This window comes from Streptomyces sp. ACA25, from assembly GCF_028200735.1.
Classification (GTDB): Bacteria; Actinomycetota; Actinomycetes; order Streptomycetales; family Streptomycetaceae; genus Streptomyces.
Genome location: NZ_JAQKPV010000001.1, coordinates 809,784 through 825,440 on the forward strand (window position 1 = coordinate 809,784; position 15,657 = coordinate 825,440).

At 72.8% G+C, this 15,657-nt stretch carries 14 protein-coding genes and 1 pseudogene; 11 read left to right on the top strand and 4 right to left on the bottom strand.

Features of this window, described 5'->3' with window-relative positions; translation table 11 throughout:
• Positions 1-33: 33 nt before the first annotated feature.
• The gene (locus PJ985_RS03745; RefSeq protein ID WP_271682091.1) at positions 34-1,731 is read left to right on the top strand and encodes a BACON domain-containing protein; all 1,698 of its coding nucleotides are present in this window, start codon (positions 34-36) and stop codon (positions 1,729-1,731) included.
• Between the two features lie 57 nt (positions 1,732-1,788).
• Here the strand turns inward: PJ985_RS03745 and PJ985_RS03750 are convergent, their stop codons facing one another.
• Positions 1,789-2,613, bottom strand: coding sequence for a sugar phosphate isomerase/epimerase family protein (locus tag PJ985_RS03750; RefSeq protein WP_271682024.1), 825 nt, complete (start codon positions 2,611-2,613; stop codon positions 1,789-1,791).
• Positions 2,614-2,769: 156 nt separating this feature from the next.
• Positions 2,770-3,702, bottom strand: coding sequence for a Ppx/GppA phosphatase family protein (locus PJ985_RS03755; RefSeq protein ID WP_271682025.1), 933 nt, complete (start codon positions 3,700-3,702; stop codon positions 2,770-2,772).
• An 86-nt stretch (positions 3,703-3,788) separates the two neighbouring features.
• On the opposite strand from PJ985_RS03755, the gene PJ985_RS03760 reads away from it, so the two are divergent.
• The 9 genes from PJ985_RS03760 (at position 3,789) to proC (ending at position 13,255) form a co-directional block, all read left to right on the top strand.
• Entirely contained in the window at positions 3,789-4,628 is an 840-nt protein-coding gene (locus PJ985_RS03760; protein WP_271682026.1) for a hypothetical protein, read from the top strand.
• A gap of 218 nt (positions 4,629-4,846) precedes the next feature.
• Positions 4,847-6,691, top strand: coding sequence for a dihydroxy-acid dehydratase (gene ilvD, locus PJ985_RS03765; RefSeq protein WP_271682027.1), 1,845 nt, complete (start codon positions 4,847-4,849; stop codon positions 6,689-6,691).
• A 92-nt stretch (positions 6,692-6,783) separates the two neighbouring features.
• The gene (locus tag PJ985_RS03770) at positions 6,784-7,290 is read left to right on the top strand and encodes a hypothetical protein (RefSeq protein WP_271682028.1); all 507 of its coding nucleotides are present in this window, start codon (positions 6,784-6,786) and stop codon (positions 7,288-7,290) included.
• Between the two features lie 199 nt (positions 7,291-7,489).
• Complete coding sequence (locus PJ985_RS03775) at positions 7,490-7,912, top strand: ArsR/SmtB family transcription factor (RefSeq protein WP_271682029.1); 423 nt, start codon at positions 7,490-7,492, stop codon at positions 7,910-7,912.
• A gap of 2 nt (positions 7,913-7,914) precedes the next feature.
• Complete coding sequence (locus PJ985_RS03780) at positions 7,915-8,175, top strand: hypothetical protein (RefSeq protein ID WP_271682030.1); 261 nt, start codon at positions 7,915-7,917, stop codon at positions 8,173-8,175.
• 181 nt (positions 8,176-8,356) lie between these two features.
• Entirely contained in the window at positions 8,357-10,597 is a 2,241-nt protein-coding gene (locus tag PJ985_RS03785; RefSeq protein WP_271682031.1) for an MMPL family transporter, read from the top strand.
• Positions 10,598-10,903: 306 nt separating this feature from the next.
• Positions 10,904-11,533 (top strand): hypothetical protein, encoded by a 630-nt coding sequence (locus PJ985_RS03790; RefSeq protein ID WP_271682032.1) that lies wholly within the window; start codon positions 10,904-10,906, stop codon positions 11,531-11,533.
• A gap of 96 nt (positions 11,534-11,629) precedes the next feature.
• Positions 11,630-12,286: a class F sortase gene (locus PJ985_RS03795; protein ID WP_271682033.1), complete on the top strand. Its 657-nt coding sequence runs from the start codon at positions 11,630-11,632 to the stop codon at positions 12,284-12,286.
• A 156-nt stretch (positions 12,287-12,442) separates the two neighbouring features.
• On the top strand, positions 12,443-13,255 hold the full coding sequence (proC, locus tag PJ985_RS03800; RefSeq protein ID WP_271682034.1) for a pyrroline-5-carboxylate reductase: 813 nt from the start codon (positions 12,443-12,445) through the stop codon (positions 13,253-13,255).
• 10 nt (positions 13,256-13,265) lie between these two features.
• On the opposite strand, the gene PJ985_RS03805 is transcribed toward proC, so the two are convergent.
• On the bottom strand, positions 13,266-13,973 hold the full coding sequence (locus tag PJ985_RS03805; protein WP_271682035.1) for an NAD(P)-dependent oxidoreductase: 708 nt from the start codon (positions 13,971-13,973) through the stop codon (positions 13,266-13,268).
• Between the two features lie 92 nt (positions 13,974-14,065).
• Here PJ985_RS03805 and PJ985_RS03810 point away from each other — a divergent pair, with 92 nt between their 5' ends.
• Positions 14,066-14,779, top strand: coding sequence for a TetR/AcrR family transcriptional regulator (locus tag PJ985_RS03810; protein ID WP_271682036.1), 714 nt, complete (start codon positions 14,066-14,068; stop codon positions 14,777-14,779).
• A gap of 107 nt (positions 14,780-14,886) precedes the next feature.
• Here the strand turns inward: PJ985_RS03810 and PJ985_RS03815 are convergent.
• Positions 14,887-15,387 (bottom strand): annotated as a pseudogene (locus tag PJ985_RS03815) (ATP-binding cassette domain-containing protein); the annotation flags it as partial.
• Between the last annotated feature and the right edge of the window lie 270 nt (positions 15,388-15,657).

The following is a 15,657-nucleotide window of genomic DNA, read 5'->3' on the forward strand; positions in this document are numbered from 1 at the left end:
GGGTGCGCCCCGGGCGCCTACCGTCACGGAGTGATGACCAGCAGTCTCCAGCGTTCCCCGCATCCTCCCCGCTCGCGCGGCGGCCCGGACGGCCCGGTCCGCCTGCCCGCCTACGAGGACAGCCACCTGGACGGGCTGTTCACCTACTGCCTGTCCGTCATGTGCGAGCACGACGCGGCCACCGCGGCGCTCGCCGAGGCGCTGGTGCTCGCCGAGCGGCAGCACGAACGCGGCCGGCGCCCGGGAGATCCCGAGCTGCACCGCCCCTGGCTGTACGCGCTGGCCCGCTGGGCCTGTCTGCGCCGGCTCACCGCGCAGCGGGAGCGCCGGCCGGGGCCGGTCATCCCGCGGGCCGGCGGGCCGGACGCGGAGCACAGGCGCCGTGAACTGGCCGCGCTGGCCTGGCCGGAAGCGGCGGGCACCAGCCCCGAGCAGCGTGAGTCGCTGGAGCTTGCGGTCCGTCACCAGCTCGCGGTGGCGGAGGTGGCGGAGGTGCTGCGGCTGTCCACCCAGGCCGCGCGGGCCCTGCTGACCAGCGGAGCCTGCGAGGTGGAGCGGACCCGGGCCGCGCTGGCGGTGGTCGAGGCCGGCGGTTGCCGCGGCATCGTCGCGCTGGCCGGGTCCGGCCGGGACCGGCTGGTGCTCAGCACCGGCCTCCGCCGTGACCTGGTGCGGCACGTGGACGCGTGCGGGGGCTGCCGCCGTGCCGCGCAGCGCGCGATGGCCTCGGCGCGCTGGCCCGGCACCTCTGCGGGAACGTCCCGGCTGGCCGTGCTGTGCGCTCCCCGCCAGGCGGTGCACGCGGCCCGGCTGGCCGTGCTGCGGGCCCGGGCGCAGCACCTGCCGCGCTTCGACCGGGCCGGGTTTCCGCAGGAGGACCGGGAGCGCGCCGCGCGCAGGGAGCGGCTGCGCAGCCGGGCCGTGACGACCACGGTGGTCGCCACGGTGCTGGCAGCTCCGGTGCTGGCGCTGTGGGCCGCCTATCGGGGCGCCCCGGTGACCGGGGAGGCCTCGGGGGGCTCCTCGGTAGCCGCGGAGCACGAGGGGGACGCGGGAAGCGGCCAGGGGCCGGGGGAGCGCGACGGCACCGGTGCCGGGCCGGACCACAGTCCTGGCAGCGCCGGGGGGCCGGACGGGAGAGCGGACGACGCGGGGCCGTCCGCGGGGCACGGAGACCGCTTGGGCCGGTCCCCGGAGCCGTCCGGGGGCCGGGGCGCGGAGCAGGAGGGCGCGCCGGGAGACGGCCCCCCGGAGACGACGGCCCCGCACCCGGAGGACTCCGGGCTGCCGGGGCCGGGCCGGCTGACGGTGGAGGCGGTGTCCACGGACGACGGCACGCAGATCACGCTGACCGCCTCCGGTGGGTCGCCGGTGCACTGGACCGCTGCCACGGACGCCTCATGGCTGTGGCTCAGCGGTACCTCGGGCACGCTGCGGCCCGGTGAGACGGCGACGGTCACGGTCACGGTGGACCAGGACCGGCAGCCGCCGGGGGCGTGGCGCGGGCGCATCACCCTCGGGCCGGGCGACGCGGTCATCACGGTGGAGGGCACGGGTCCCGAAGAACCGGCTCCGGACCCGGACCCGCCGCCGTCCGACCCGCCGCCGGAGGACCCGGAGCCGCGTCCGACCGGTACGGCCTCCGGGCCGGATCACGGCCCCGGCTACCGGTTCGGTGGCCCCGGGACCGGCCCCGTGCCCGGGATCGGCCCGGAGGTGTGGAGCAGCTGACCACCGTTGTGAGGCGGCCGGCGGTGCTCGCGGGGTGCGCTCACCGGCGGGAGGCGCTCACCGGGTCTCCCGCCCGGGCAGCGGGGGAGTGAGGTGCCGTCTGGTGAACGCCAGGGCTTCGGCCAGGTCGGCTTCCCGCTGGGCGGCGGAGCCCGCGCTCCGGGTGTTGACCTCGACGACGACGTGTCCGTCGTACCCCTGCGCGGCCAGTGCTTGCAGCACCTCGGCACAGGGCTGGTCGCCGCGGCCCGGCACGAGGTGTTCGTCCTTGCCCGAGGGGGTGCCGTCGGCGAGGTGCACGTGCCCGAGCCGGTCGCCCATCCGGGTGGCCATGCGGACCGCGTCCGAGCGGGAGGTGGCGGTGTGCGAGAGGTCCAGGGTGAAGTGCGGGAAGTCCTCCTCGGTGGGGTCCCAGGCAGGTGCGTACGCCTGCATCTCCCGGTCCCGGTACCGCCAGGGGTACATGTTCTCCACCGCGAAGCGGACATCGGTCTCGTCCGCCATCCGCGCTATGCCGTCGATGAAGTTGCGGGCGTATGAGCGCTGCCAGCGGAACGGCGGGTGCACGACGACAGCGGAGGCTCCCAGCTTCTCCGCCGCCACGCGGGACCGCTGGAGCTTCTGCCACGGGTCGGTGGACCACACCCGCTGCGTGATCAGGAGACAGGGGGCGTGCACGGCAAGGACGGGAACGCCGTGGGTGTCGGACAGGCGCCGGAGCGCATCGATGTCCTGGCTCACCGGGTCCGTCCACACCATGACCTCGACGCCGTCGTAGCCGAGCCGTGCGGCGATGGCGAAGGCCGCCGCGGTGTTCTCCGGATACACGGAAGCGGTCGACAGCGCGACCTTCGCGCCCGGGAGGGAAGCCTGATGCACCACGCGGCAAGCCTACGGCGTGCCCGTAGGCGCTCGGGGCGTTCCGCGCGCCGTCCCGGTCACTGTTGCTCCGGGTGCCGCACGCGGTGGGTGTCTCCGCAGCGCACGGCCCCGGCCCCGGCCCCGGCGCGGGTCACTCCCCGCCGCACGGCCCGACGGCTATGCCTCACGCAGCCGGTCCAGGCGGCGCAGGATCACGCCCTCGCGCAGCGCCCACGGGCAGACCTCCAGCGTCTCCACGGCGAACAGGTCCATCGTGGCCTCGGCCACGACCGCCCCGGCCAGCAGCTGCCGGGCCCGCCCCTCCGAGACCCCGGGCAGCCCGGCGCGTTCCTGGGAAGGCATCACCGCCAGCTTCGGAACCCAGGCCCGCAGGTCCTCCCGCTCCAGCTCCCGCCGCACGTACTCGCCCTCGGAGGAGCGGGCCGCTCCGGTGAGCCGGGCCAGCTGCTTGAACGTCTTGGAGGTGGCCACCACCCGGTCCGGGTGCCCGTACCGGGTGAACTCGCCCACCACTCGGGCGATGTCGGTCCGCACTTCGCGGCGCAGCGCCTTCACGTCCAGGAGGTCCGGCGGGTCGCCGGGGAGGCGGGCCGCGGTGAGCCGGCCGGCCCCCAGCGGAAGTGACACGGCGGCGTCCGGCGACTCGTCGAGGCCGTAGGCGATCTCCAGGGATCCGCCGCCGATGTCGAACAGCAGCAGCCGCCCGGCGGACCAGCCCAGCCAGCGCCGGGCGGCCAGGAAGGTGAGCCGCGCCTCGTCCGCGCCGGACAGTACTTGCAGGCAGACCCCGGTCTCCTCGGCGACCCGGGCGAGCACCGCGTCGGCGTTCACGGCCTCCCGGACCGCCGAGGTGGCGAACGGCAGGAGGTCGGCCACGCCCTGTTCCTCGGCCGCCTCCAGTGCCCGCTGCACGGTCACCACCAGCCGGTCTATCCCGCCGGGAGAGATGGCTCCGGCCTCGTCGAGCAGCTCCGCCAGCCGCAGCTCCGCCTTGTAGGAGGAGGCCGGCAACGGGCGCGCACCGGGGTGCGCATCCACGACCAGCAGGTGGACCGTATTCGATCCCACGTCGAGCACACCGAGTCTCATGCCGGCCAACGCTAGCCCGCTCCACGGCTGTCCGAGGAGATGTCCGCCGTTCGGCACCGGTGCGCGCCCGCCCGTAGGCTGAGCATGTGGCGAAGACGAAGAGGGCGAAGCCGGTCAAAAACCTCGACGGTGCGAAGCGGCGCGCCGCGGGCGACGAGGTGGCGCTCGAACATGCCCGGGTCTGGGTGGAGTTCCCCGACCCGGCCGACCCGGAGCAGGTGTTCCGCTGCGATCTGACCTGGCTGACCTCCCGCTGGAACTGCATCTTCGGCCAGGGCTGCCAGGGCATCGAGGCCGGCCGGGCGACCGACGGCTGCTGCACGCTGGGGGCGCATTTCTCCGACGAGGACGACGAACGGCGGGTCGCCGCGCACGCGGCCCGGCTGACGCCCGCGAGCTGGCAGTTCCACGCCGAGGCGCAGGCCGGGGACGGCTGGGCCGAGACCGACGAGGACGGCGACCGGCGCACCCGCCGGGTGGACGGGGCCTGCATCTTCCTCAACCGCCCCGGCTTTCCGGCCGGCCAGGGCTGCGCGCTGCACACCATGGCGCTGAAGGAAGGCCGTGAACCGCTGGAGACGAAACCGGACGTGTGCTGGCAGCTTCCGGTGCGGCGGACCTACGAGTGGGTGGAGCAGCCGGACGGCCGCCAGGTCCTGTGCGTCTCGATCGGGGAGTACGACCGCCGCGGCTGGGGCTCGGGCGGCCATGACCTGCACTGGTGGTGCACGGGGGCGCCGTCCGCGCACGGCGCGGGCGAACCGGTGTACCTCTCGTACCGTCCGGAGCTGACCGAGATGATGGGCCGGGAGGGCTACGAGGTGCTGGCGGAGCTGTGTGCGCAGCGCCTCGCGGCGCACGCGGCGGTACCGCCGGGCGCCACGCCGCTCCCGCTGCTCGCCCCGCACCCGGCCGACCCCGGGTGACCCCTCGGGTTTCCGTCCGGCCCCGCCCCGGTACTGCTCCGCACGGTGCCCGGGGCGCCGCGGGGTGTCCCGTCCGGTGCGACATGCCCATGTCTCGGCATCCGGTACGTGCGTTTCACCCATCGGTCCCGCGGCGTACTCTCGGAAGCTCAGCCCCCGGACCCACCCCCCGGCCGCCCGTACACCTTCCGGCCGGTACATCTTCAGGGAGAGCGAGCATGGCGACACTGAGGTCCCGCACTGTCACCCACGGACGCAACATGGCGGGCGCGCGCGCCCTGCTCCGTGCCGCGGGCGTAGCCCGGGAGGACTTCGGCAAGCCGATCATCGCCGTGGCGAACAGCTTCACCGAGTTCGTTCCCGGACACACCCACCTGCAGCCCGTCGGCCGCATCGTGTCCGCCGCCATCCAGGCGGCGGGCGGCATTCCCCGCGAGTTCAACACCATCGCGGTGGACGACGGCATCGCCATGGGGCACAGCGGGATGCTGTACTCCCTGCCCTCCCGGGACCTCATCGCGGACTCCGTGGAGTACATGACCGAGGCGCACTGCGCCGACGCGCTCATCTGCATCTCCAACTGCGACAAGATCACCCCGGGCATGCTGATGGCCGCCCTGCGCCTGAACATCCCCACCGTCTTCGTCTCCGGCGGGCCCATGGAGGCCGGCAAGACCACACTCGTCGACGGCACGGTCCGCAGCAACCTCGACCTGGTGCACGCCATGTCCGAGGCCGTCTCGGACACCATCTCCGACGAGGACCTGACCCGCATCGAGGAAGCCGCCTGTCCGACCTGCGGCTCCTGCTCCGGCATGTTCACCGCCAACTCCATGAACTGCCTGGTCGAAGCCCTCGGGCTGGGCCTGCCCGGCAACGGCTCCGTCCTCGCCACCCACACGGCCCGCAAGGAGCTGTACGAGGCGGCCGGCCGTACGGTCGTGGACATCACGCGCCGGCGCTACGAGCAGGACGACGAGACGGTCCTGCCCCGTGCCCTCGCCTCGCGTGCGGCGTTCGAGAACGCGATGGCGCTGGATGTCGCGATGGGCGGTTCCACCAACACCGTGCTGCACCTGCTGGCCGCGGCGCAGGAGGCGGGCCTGGACTTCACCATGACGGACATCGACGCCGTCTCCCGGCGCGTTCCGTGCCTGTGCAAGGTCGCCCCGAACGGCGTCTACCACATGGAGGACGTGCACCGGGCCGGCGGCATCCCGGCCATTCTCGGGGAGCTGCACCGTGGCGGGCTGCTCAACGAGGACGTGCGCGCCGTGCACGCCGACTCGCTCGACGAGTGGCTCAAGACCTGGGACATCCGGGGCGGCTCCCCGTCCCCGGAGGCGCTGGAGATGTTCCACGCCGCCCCCGGCTGCCGTCGCTCCGCGACCGCGTTCTCCCAGTCCGAGCGCTGGGACACCCTGGACACCGACGCGGCGGACGGCTGCATCCATGACACCGCGCACGCCTACTCCGCGGACGGCGGCCTGGCCGTGCTCTACGGCAACCTCGCCGAGGACGGCTGTGTCGTGAAGACGGCCGGCGTCGACGAGTCGATCTGGACCTTCGAGGGGCCGGCGGTCGTCGTGGAGTCCCAGGAGGACGCGGTGGACGCCATCCTCACCAAGCGGGTGTCGGAGGGGGACGTGGTCGTGGTCCGCTACGAGGGGCCCAAGGGAGGGCCGGGCATGCAGGAGATGCTGTACCCCACCGCCTTCCTGAAGGGCCGCGGCCTCGGCGCGAAGTGCGCGCTGGTCACGGACGGGCGCTTCTCCGGCGGCACCTCGGGCCTGTCCATCGGCCACGCCTCCCCCGAGGCGGCCGCCGGCGGCACCATCGCGCTGGTCGAGGACGGCGACCTGATCCGCATCGACATCCCGGGACGGACCATCGAGCTCAAGGTCTCCGCGTCCGAGCTGGCCGCCCGCCGCGAGGCTCTGGGTGGCCGCTACGCCCCCGTGTCCCGTGACCGGAAGGTCTCCCAGGCACTCCGGGCGTATGCCGCGATGGCCACCAGCGCCGACAAGGGCGCGGTGCGCGACGTGACCCTGCTGGGCGGCTGAGGGCCGTGGCACCGGGAGGTCACGGAGGAGACCGGTCGGTGCGGGGAGACCGGGAGGCGGGCCACTCGAACGCATTGGCCATAATCGACGGCATGAGTAAGGAGCCGCCGGCCGTCACCGACGAGCCGACCGACCGACCGCAGCCGGAGCCGATCCGCTTCTACGGCACGAGCTGGGTGGACCATTCCCGCATGTACACCCTGCGCAGGTTCGCGCTGGGTCTGGGAGCCGTGCTGCTGACCGTGTGCGGGGTGGTGGTGCTGCGGGTCGCCTACGCGGGCCTGCAAGTCTCCGATGCCGCGGCCTGGCTGAACATCATGGCCGTCGTCGCCTTCGCGATCTGCTCCTCGATGGCCTTCACCCGTACCTGGTCCTCCTACGTGCGCCCGATGCGGGGCCGCGCCGACGAACTCTCCTTCCGCAGCATCAAGGTGATCGGCTTCCTCGGTGTGCTGCTCGCCTACGCGATGCGCAGCGCCTACGAGGCGCCGGGCGAGAAGCTGCTGCGGCGGGACTACGAGACGGCAGTCGAACAGCACGACCGGCTGCACTCCAAGCGCACCGGGAACCCCGCCCGTCGCAAGAAGCGGCGGAGCTGACCGCCGGCCACCTGCCCTTCCTCATGCCGCTGCCCCCTCCCGACACCGGGAGGGGGCAGCGGCATGAGGGCGTCCTCGCGCGGATCAGGGAAATCCCGGAGTGGACCCGGAGAGAACCCTGACATGTGTCAGGAAAAGTTGACGGGTGTGTCGGTCATGTGTCAGCTTTTTCTTACACACGGAAGTGAAGGCGGTCGCCATGAGCGCGAGCGAGTCAGCCCCGGCCCTGTCCGGAGACGAGTTGCTGCAGAAGCTCGCCGCGCTCGCCAATCCGCACCGCCTGCGGATCATCGCGGCGCTGGCGGCGGAGCGGAACTACATCAGCCAGCTCGCCCGCGACCTCGGGATGAGCAGGCCGCTGCTGCACATGCACCTCCAGCGGCTGGAGGCCAGTGGCCTGATCACCAGCTCCATGGAGGTCTCCGAGGACGGCAAGGCCATGAAGTACGTCGAGGCGGCGCCCTTCGTTCTCCACCTCACGCCGCAGGACATCACCGAGGCGGTGGCCACGCTCGGCGCGGACACCAGGAGCCGCGGACCAGCCCCTCCCCGGACCGGTAGGCAGTCCGGGAGCACCCCGGACCAGAGCGGCGGTCCCCGGACCGCCGGAGAAGGTGAGTAGCCATGGACTACCCCGATGCAATCGTCGCGTCGGTCGCCGTGATCGCCGTGTTCACGCTGGCCACCGTGCTCGTGTGGCAGCTCTTCGCCACCGTCAAGGTGCGCGCCGCCCTCAAGGACGAGCGCAGCTATCAGGAACTCGCCCAGGAGAACACCCGGCTGATGCTGGAGCTCACGGACCAGCAGAAACGGATCACCACCGAGCTGGCAGAAACCCGCACCTCCGTCGCCGCCATGGAACGGATGATGCGGGAGGTCGGCTGACCACCGACGCCGGAGCGGCATCCGGCGCGCCGCAGGACCCGCGGCCGGCAGCGGCAACCGCCGGCCGCGGCGAGCAACCCCCACTATCCCGCCCCCGACCTGGCCAGGCACGGTCGCCACCCCCTCGCCGAGACGCGGCTGGACACCCGCACGCGCTTTGCCCAGCAAAGGAGACCGGACCATGCGCGGCCCTCGCACCCCCATCCCCCGCCCCCCGGGCGAGCCGGGTATCCCCGACGCAGAGCACCCCTCGGGGATCCGGCGCTTCACCTCCCGGCTCTCCGCCGCCGGCGGCCGGCGCGGCAAGTCGCTCGTCCTCGGGCTGTGGCTGCTCCTGGCCATGAGCCTCGGCCCGCTCGCCGGCAAACTGGGCGAGGTCGAGGACACCAGCGCCAACGCCTTCCTCCCGAGGTCGGCGGAGTCCACGGAGTACAACACCGCGCTGGAGAGGTTCCGCAGCGACGACGCGCTCATGCCGGCCGTCATCGTCTACACCGCCGCCGAGGGCGGCGAGCTGAGCCCCGAGGGAGAGCGGAAAGCCGCCGCCGACCACGCTGCCGCACGGCAGCACACCGCACCCGGGGAAGAGCTCCCCCCGCCCCTCCCCTCCGAGGACGGGGAGGCGCTGATGGTCGTCGTCCCGGTCGCCCACGACGACCAGCTGTTCGACACGGTGGACGAGATCCGCGCCCTCGTGGCAGCCGGCCTTCCGCCCGGCACCGAGGCTCACGTCGGCGGCCCCTCCCCGAGCCTCCAGGACAACGTCGCCGTCTTCCAGGACCTGGACACCAAGCTGCTGGCCGGCTCGGCCCTGGTCGTCACCGTGCTGCTCCTGCTCATCTACCGCAGCCCACTGCTGTGGCTCCTGCCGCTGACAGCCGTCGCGTTCGCCGCCGTCCTCACCCAGGCCGCCACCTACCTGCTCGCGGAGTACGCGAATCTTCCCGTGGACCCGCAGAGCGCAGGCATCCTCATGGTCCTGGTCTTCGGCGTCGGAACGGACTACGCCCTGCTGCTCATCGCCCGCTACCGGGAAGAACTCCACCGGCACGAGGACCGGCACGCCGCGATGCGCCTCGCCCTGAGCCGTTGCCTCCCGGCCGTGCTCGCCTCCGCCGGCACCATCGCCCTGGGGCTTTCCTGCCTGGCCCTGGCGGACGTCAACTCCTCCCGGTCCCTCGGCCTGGTCGGTGCGGTCGGCGCGATCTGCACCCTCTTCGCCCTGGTCACCCTGCTGCCCGCACTCCTCGTCGCGACCGGCCGCTGGGTCTTCTGGCCGGTCGTTCCCCGGTACGGCACCCCCTACCGCAGCCGGACCACCCTGTGGCAGCGCATCGGCCGGGTGATCTCGCGCCGCCCCCGCTGGTCCTGGCTGATGGCCGTCGGTCTGACCGGCAGCCTCGCCCTCGGCGTCACCGGCATCACCCTGGGGCTCACCCACGCCGACCTCTTCCGCACCGCGCCGGAGTCGGTGACCGCCCAGGAGCGGATCTCCGACCACTACCCCGCGGGCGCCTCCGACCCGGCCGGAGTCATCACGGCCGCGGACACCGGGCCACGGGTCGCCGCCGCCGCGGAAGAGGTGCCCGGGGTCGCCGCCGTGACCACGGACGCCCGTTCGGCCGACAACGCGTCGGTCCTGCTCACCGTCGTCCTGGAGGACGAGCCGGACAGCGAAGCCGCGAAACGCACCGTCGAACGCCTCCGTGACGCCGTGCACTCCGTCGACGGCGCGGACGCCGCGGTGGGCGGCGCGACCGCGGAACTCCTGGACACCCAGCGGGCCTCCGAGCGCGACCTCAAGGTCGTCATCCCGGCGGTGCTGGCAGTGGTGCTCGCCGTACTGATCGTGCTCCTGCGCTCCCTCACCGCCCCCGCGCTGCTCCTGGGGGCCGCAGTGCTCTCGAACGTCGCCGCGCTGGGAGCCGCGTACCTGCTGTTCACCCACGTGTTCGGGTTCGCCGGTGTCGACTGGTCCGTCCCCCTGATGGGCTTCGTGTTCCTCACCGCCCTGGGGATCGACTACACGATCTTCCTCATGACCCGGGTACGGGAGGAGGTCCGGATCCAGGGCCACGAACGCGGCGTGATCGCGGGACTGACCTCGACCGGAGGGGTGATCACCAGCGCCGGCATCGTGCTGGCGGCCACCTTCGCAGTAATCGCCACCCTGCCGCTGGTGCCCATGGCTCAGCTGGGCATCGTCGTCAGCATCGGCATCCTCATCGACACCATCCTCATCCGTTCCGTGCTCGTGCCCGGAGCGGTGCTGGACCTCGGACGCCGCAGCTGGTGGCCCGGCGAGCTGTCCCGTACCGGCCCCCTGCCGCCCCCGGGCGCCCAGGGCGAAGACCGGGACGGGACCGGACGCCCTCCGGCTCCGGAACGGAAGCAGGAGCGGGCCGGCACCACCGAGACCTGATCCGGCCGGTGATCGGGGACAGGGCGCGTTTCCCCGTGCCCGAGGGCCGACGCGACGGGGAAACGTGCCGGGCCGGCCCGCTGCGCCGTTCGGGCGTCGGCCGTTCGCCTCCTCTTCCGGACCGGGCCGTGCGTCCTCGCGACACCCTCGTGACCAGCCATGATGCCCCTCAGCCGGGTCCGCCCGCCCGGCAACCGGACCCCGCGATCCGGCAGCCCTCGACGCGCGGGAACCGGCCGTCACCGATGAGATCGACACGAGCGGTGCGCCAAGGCACCGTGGCTGCGCTCCCCGCGGAGGAACCCCATGCGACGTGCACCGCGTACTCTCGCCGCCGGCGCCCTCGGCCTGACCTTCCTGGGACCCTCGATCGGCCCGGCCCTGGCGCAGGACTTCGGAACCGTCGACCTCTATCCGGACCCCGCCCTTCCCGGGGACGTGGTCGCGGTGAAGACCGCCTTCTGCGAGGGGGACCTGAAGGCGGAAGGAACCGCGGTCGCGGTGGGCGCGGGCACCTTCGCGCTCGGCTCCGCGAGCCGCCCCGATGTGCTCACCGGCCAGTTCCGGGTGCCTGTGCACGCGGCGGCCGGTGACTACGGCATCGGCGTGACCTGCTCCGACGGCGCGCTGGCCACCGGCACCCTGCGGGTCGCCGCCGCCCCGGACACCCCGGCCACCACCGCCGCGCCGCCGACCGGTGCGCCCGCCCCCGCTTCCGCGCATCCGGCACCCCACGCCGACGCCGCCCCCGGCCCGGCTGCCGAGCAGGAACCGGATGACCCACCCGCGACCCCCTCGGGCAGCGTGCGCGGAGGTGCCGAGGGCGCCGGCGACCGGGAGACGGCGCTCCTGGCCGGCGGTTCCGCTCTCCTCGCGGCGGCGGCGATCGGCGGCGTGTGGGTACTGCGTCGCCGGCACGCCGGAGAGCGCTGCTGACAGCGGAGTCACCGCCCGCAGGCCCGCCCGGCGGGAGCTCCTCCGGCGGGAGCTGCGCGGACGCCGACCGTGAGCAAACCCGGCCCGGGAGACGACATGACAAGAACCGCCCAGATAATCCGGGCGGCGCTCGCCACCACGGCGGCCGCCGCCTCCCTCACCCTGGCCGCCTGGCTCCTGGACGGCGGGGACCGTCCCGTGCCGCCCCAGCCCTCCGCGGCCCAGCGCCTGGACAGCGGACCGGGCCTGCCCGCGTCCGGACTGCCCGGCGGCTCCCTGCAGGCCCTGCCCGCGGCCGCACCCACCGCCCTCCGCATCCCCGCCATCGGCGTGCGGTCCCCGCTGACCGGCGTCGGGCTCGAACCCGACGGCAGCCTCGCCGTCCCACCGCAGCGCGAGACGAATCTCGTCGGCTGGTTCAGCGAGGGCGTCCCGCCCGGAGTCGCCGGTACCGCGCTCCTCACCGGGCATGTCGACAACGCCGAGGGACCGGCCGTGTTCTTCCGCCTCGGCGCGCTCAGGAAGGGCGACACGGTGGAAGTCGAGCGTGCGGACGGCCGCACCGCCGTCTTCACCGTCTTCGCCGTGGAGGTCCACCCCCGCGACAACTTCCCGGACGACCGTGTCTACCGCCACAGCTCGCGGCCCGAGCTGCGTCTGATCACCTGCGGCGGCACCTTCTCCGGAACCGACGGATACGACGGCAACGTGGTCGTGTACGCCCACCTCACCGGAACCGCCGGACCACACTGACCTTGCGGAACTCGGGCAACCGCGCCCCGCGTACCGCCCCGTGGACCGACGCCGCAGGAGGGGCCCGGACGGTGTCAGGATGGCTGCGAACCCGTTGCGCCGTTCGCGTTCAGCCAGGCGACGGTGCGGATCCCACGCGACAAGGTGAGCCACCCCATGACCCAGAAGATCGCCGTACTCGGTACCGGAAAGATCGGCGAGGCCCTCCTCACGGGGCTGCTGCGGGGCGGCCGGGACGTGGCCGACCTGCTGGTCAGCGTCCGCCGGCCCGAGCGCGCCGAGATTCTGCGCGCCCGGCACGGCGTCCGCGTCGTCAGCAACGCCGAGGCCGCCAAAGCCGCCGACACCCTGGTCCTGACCGTCAAGCCGCAGGACATGGCCGCCCTCCTGGAGGAGCTCGCCCCGCACACACCCGCCGACCGGCTGGTGATCAGCGCGGCCGCGGGCATCACCACCGCGTTCGTCGAACAGCGCCTCGCTCCGGGGACCCCGGTGGTCCGCGCGATGCCGAACACCCCCGCGCTCGTCGACGAGGCCATGTCGGTCATCTCGGCCGGCGCGCACGCCACCGAGGACGATCTGGCCCACGCCGAGGAACTCTTCGACAGCGTCGGCAAGACACTCCGCCTCCCCGAGTCACAGCAGGACGCCGCCACCGCGCTCTCCGGCTCGGGACCCGCCTACTTCTACTTCCTCGTCGAGGCGATGACCGACGCCGGGATCCTCCTCGGCCTGCCCCGGGACAAGGCGCACGACCTGATCGTGCAGGCGGCCTACGGCGCGTCGCTGATGCTCCGGGACACCGGGGAACACCCCGTGACGCTCCGCGAGGCCGTCACCTCGCCCGGGGGCACCACGATCAGCGCGATTCGCGAACTGGAGAACCACGGTGTCCGGGCCGCCCTCATCGCCGCCCTGGAGGCCGCCCGCGACCGCAGCCGGGAGCTCGCTTCCGGCGACGGCAACTGAGGACGCCGCGTCAGTGCGGGTCGCCGACGCGGGCGAGGGCGCCGGACGTCCGGCAGCCGACGATCGCCGGCGCCTCCCGGACGAGTGAGTCGTCGGTGAGTGCCGCCACCATGAACAGCGCGAAGTCCACCCTGCGCATCAGATTGCCGGCCAGTACCGGGTCACCCACGTGCCGGCTCCACACGGGCAGGCCCTGGCTCTCGCCCTCCTCCAGGGTGCTGCCGCGCACCACGGTCCACCGGGTGTCGCTGGCGAACACCCGGCGGCACGCTTCCACCTGGTCGTCGATCTCGGCGTAGCGGAGAAGCTTCGCCAGCCGGGTGGCGATCCGCAGGCCCGCCCTGAACGTCCGCGAGTACCTGTCCTTGCCGTCGCGCGTGATGTGCCAGCCACAGGAGAAGACCAGGCGCGCGTCCGGCCGTGCGTGGTCGAGCACCGCTTGCGCGGTGCCCGACGCGTACTGCCGCACGCCCCAGGGCACCAGCACCGTCAGTACCCCGTCGCACCCGGCGACTGCTTGCCGGATCACCTCCGGGTCGTTCGTCGGCCCGGGGACGATGGTCATCCGGCCGTCGAACCCGGCCAGCTTCGGCACGCTGCGTTCCCGGCACACGCCGACCACCTCGTAGCCGCGGTCCAGCGCGTGCCGGACCATGTACTGCCCGAGCTTCCCCGAAGCTCCGATGATGCAGACCTTCTGCACGCGATCCGTGACCATGACGCAGCTCCTTCGCCGACCCGCTGACCTTATGTTGTAAGGTACGTTAACCTTATGCCGTAAGGCAGTCAAGGGAAGTGAAGGAGGGGCGCATGCGAGAGGGAGGAAAGGTCCGACGCGGGGGGTCGGGGCGCACCCCGCTCAGCCGTGAGCGCGTGATCCGCACAGCGGTGGCGGTGGCGGACGAGAAGGGCTCGGACGCGCTCACCATGCGGGCCATCGCCAAACCGCTGGGCGTCGAGGCGATGTCCCTCTACCACCATGTAGCCGGCCGGGAAGACATCCTCGACGGCATGGTGGACGCGGTGTTCGACGAGATCGACCTGCCCCCGAGCGACACGGACTGGAGGAACGCCATGCGCCACCGTGCGGTCTCCGCCCGTGCCGTGCTCCGGCGCCATCCATGGGCTGTCGCCCTGATGGACTCCCGCGCCCGGCCCGGTCCGGCGACCCTGCGCCACCACGACGCCGTCCTCGGCGCGCTGCGCACCGGAGGGTTCTCCGTCCCGATGGCCGCACACGCCGTCTCACTGATCGACAGCTACCTGTACGGCTTCGTGCTCCAGGAGCTGAGCCTGCCGTTCCGCGACTCCACGGAGCTGGAGGGGATGGCGGACGCCCTCATGCGCGAGATGCCCGCCGATATCTACCCTCACCTGACCGAGCTCGTCACCGAGCATGCCCTCAAGCCCGGCTATGACTACGCCGAGGAGTTCACCTTCGGCCTCACCCTCATCCTCGACGCCCTGCGTCCGGACGAGAACACGCGGGAACAGGAAGCTGTCGTCCGAGAGACCGATGCCTGATGCCCGGGACTCGCAGGGCGCGTTTCCACGCCGAAACAGCCCTTCCGGACGGGGAAACGCGCCCGATCCTCACTCCCGCCGAACCTGCCGGGCGGTGGGCGTCAGCTCCGGCCGCCCTCGGCGTACATCCGGGCGATCACCTCCTCGATGTCGGTCAGGTCGTGTGTGGTCAGCAGTACGGTGGTGCCGCGCTCGGCATTGAGCTCCCGCAGGAACTGCCGCACCTTTCCCTTGCTGACCACGTCCAGCCCGATGGTGGGCTCGTCCAGGTACAGGACGTCCGGGTCGTGGAGCAGCGCTGCCGCGATGTCGCCGCGCATGCGCTGGCCCAGGGACAGCTGGCGCACCGGAACGTCCAGCAGCTCGCCGAGCTCCAGCAGTTCGACGCATCGCTCCAGGTTGAGCCGTAAGCGGGCCTCGGGCACCCGGTACATCCGCCGCACCAGCGCGTAGGAGTCGCGCAGCGGCAGGTCCCACCACAGGGTGGTGCGCTGCCCGAAGACGACCCCGATGCGCCGCGCCAGCTTCGTCCGCTCCCGCGACGGATCGATTCCGGCGACGCGAATGCGGCCCCCGCTGGGCGTCAGGATGCCGGTCAGCATCTTGATGCACCCCGCCGGCCACCGGTTTCCCCGGCTCGGGACGGCGCAACTCCGCTTCTGTCAGGGCAGGTTGGAATCGGCGGTCATGGACCGAGCGGCGGTGCGGGAGTGGGTTTGACACGGCCGGGGCCGATCCGTATGGTTCCCCGAGTTGCCACGGAGCCCGCGCGGTTCCCCAAGTGACGTACTCGCGTCCCAGGTCGGCAGCAGCTCACTGCGAGAAGAACCCGTCCGGGTCTGATTTGGCGTGCATATGTTCGCCATAAGAGGATCCGG

What these genes read in the sequence shown, in the direction of transcription:
- PJ985_RS03790 (WP_271682032.1), top strand. Translation starts at nt 10,904, where the DNA reads ATGCGACGTGCACCGCGTACTCTCGCCGCCGGCGCCCTCGGCCTGACC.
- PJ985_RS03745 (WP_271682091.1), top strand. Translation starts at nt 34, where the DNA reads ATGACCAGCAGTCTCCAGCGTTCCCCGCATCCTCCCCGCTCGCGCGGC.
- proC (WP_271682034.1), top strand. Translation starts at nt 12,443, where the DNA reads ATGACCCAGAAGATCGCCGTACTCGGTACCGGAAAGATCGGCGAGGCC.
- PJ985_RS03780 (WP_271682030.1), top strand. Translation starts at nt 7,915, where the DNA reads ATGGACTACCCCGATGCAATCGTCGCGTCGGTCGCCGTGATCGCCGTG.
- PJ985_RS03810 (WP_271682036.1), top strand. Translation starts at nt 14,066, where the DNA reads ATGCGAGAGGGAGGAAAGGTCCGACGCGGGGGGTCGGGGCGCACCCCG.
- PJ985_RS03795 (WP_271682033.1), top strand. Translation starts at nt 11,630, where the DNA reads ATGACAAGAACCGCCCAGATAATCCGGGCGGCGCTCGCCACCACGGCG.
- PJ985_RS03770 (WP_271682028.1), top strand. Translation starts at nt 6,784, where the DNA reads ATGAGTAAGGAGCCGCCGGCCGTCACCGACGAGCCGACCGACCGACCG.
- PJ985_RS03785 (WP_271682031.1), top strand. Translation starts at nt 8,357, where the DNA reads ATGCGCGGCCCTCGCACCCCCATCCCCCGCCCCCCGGGCGAGCCGGGT.
- PJ985_RS03755 (WP_271682025.1), bottom strand. Translation starts at nt 3,702, where the DNA reads ATGAGACTCGGTGTGCTCGACGTGGGATCGAATACGGTCCACCTGCTG.
- PJ985_RS03805 (WP_271682035.1), bottom strand. Translation starts at nt 13,973, where the DNA reads ATGGTCACGGATCGCGTGCAGAAGGTCTGCATCATCGGAGCTTCGGGG.
- ilvD (WP_271682027.1), top strand. Translation starts at nt 4,847, where the DNA reads ATGGCGACACTGAGGTCCCGCACTGTCACCCACGGACGCAACATGGCG.
- PJ985_RS03775 (WP_271682029.1), top strand. Translation starts at nt 7,490, where the DNA reads ATGAGCGCGAGCGAGTCAGCCCCGGCCCTGTCCGGAGACGAGTTGCTG.